Below are 1,380 nucleotides of genomic sequence, written 5' to 3'. Positions count from 1 at the left end.
GTGAGGCGGCGCAGAACGGGTCGGCTCTTGTCGTTCGTCTCGCCGCGGGCCGCCATCCGGAGGGCACGGCCGGGCCGGCGGGCGCCGGGACGACGGGCGCCGCCTCCCGTTCCGCGGCCCCGTCCGCGATCGACAGGAGGCGTCAGCCCAGCGGGGACGACGCGCGGGGGCGGGCGATGCTGGCGGCCGTCGCCGTCATCGCCGAGAAGGGCACGGCGGCCGTGCGGATGTCGGACATCGCCGCGCGGGCCGGCATGAGCACCGGGCACATCCTCTACCACTTCGGCCGGAAGGACCGGCTCCTGTTGGAAGTCCTCGCCTGGAGCCAGGCCGACCTCTGGAGCCGGTTCCAGCGGGCCGCCGACCAGGCCGCGTCCCCCGCCGAGAAGCTGGACCTCTTCGTCCGCTTCTACCTGCCCCGCCACCAGGGCGACGAGCGCTACGCGCTGTGGACGCAGGTCCTGGCCCAGCGCCACGACGAGGCGGGACGGCAGGTCCTCACCGACCTGCTGGACGGCTGGGACGAGCGCCTGGAGGCCATCCTCCGTGAGGGCCGGGACCTCGGACACTTCACCGACGTCGACCTCCCCGAATTCACCGTCCGGGCCGTGGCCATGCTCAGCGGGCTCTCCGAGGACGTGATGCTCGGACGGTCCCGCTGGCAGCACACCTCCGTGCACGCGTTCGCCCTCGCCGCCCTCGAACGCGAACTGCGCCCGGCCGCTGGGGCCTGACCGGCCGGCTTCAGCGGTGAGGAGCAGTGCCGGCGCACCGGCTCGGCGAGTTCTCCGCGTACCCCCATCGAGCCGGAATGCCCCCGGGCCGCCGGGCCGCGCCGTCTGCGACACCGCTCAGTAATGACCCTGGGGTTCGATCGCCTCGTGGCCCTGGTCGTCGATGCCCTCCGCCGGGCAGGTCGCCGTCGAACGCGGCAGGCCGCCCTCCAGCAGGTAGCGTTCGATGTACTGCTTCACGCAGCGGGAGCGGCCGAAGCCGGTGTGGCCCTCGCCCTTGTAGTCGAGGACCACGGCGTTGCCCAGTACGCGCGCCGTCTGCTCCGTCCACACGTACGGGGTGGCCGGGTCGCCGCGCACCCCCACCAGCAGCATCGGCGGCGCTGCGGCGCCGCGGATCGCCGATGTCGGCTCGGCGGGCGCCGGCCAGCCCTGGCAGAAGGCGATCTCGGTCAGTTCGCCCGGCCCGAAGAGCTTCGAGGCGGCCAGGAACCGCGGCCGCAGCGCGTCCAGCTGTCGCCGGAACGCCACCGGGTCCCCGCCCGCGCCCCGGTCCGGATAGTCGGCGCAGCTCACCGCCGCCCAGGCGGCGGCCTCGTTGTCGTCCTCCGGCTCCGCGTCCGCGGCCAGGGCGGTCGGATCCCCG

General features: G+C 74.6%; 2 protein-coding genes. One reads left to right on the top strand and one right to left on the bottom strand.

Annotation, left to right across the window (positions count from 1 at the left end; all coding sequences use genetic code 11):
- The coding region (locus tag AB0O29_RS35930; protein ID WP_365160651.1) for a TetR/AcrR family transcriptional regulator at positions 1-734 on the top strand (734 nt) is incomplete at its 5' end.
- A 117-nt stretch (positions 735-851) separates the two neighbouring features.
- Here AB0O29_RS35930 and AB0O29_RS35925 read toward each other — a convergent pair.
- The coding region (locus tag AB0O29_RS35925; protein WP_365160648.1) for an alpha/beta hydrolase at positions 852-1,380 on the bottom strand (529 nt) is incomplete at its 5' end.

The sequence above is a fragment of the Streptomyces sp. NPDC089915 genome, assembly GCF_040684675.1.
Classification (GTDB): Bacteria; Actinomycetota; Actinomycetes; order Streptomycetales; family Streptomycetaceae; genus Streptomyces.
Note: the sequence above shows the minus strand (reverse complement) of the source record. Positions and strands in the feature narration are given on the sequence as shown.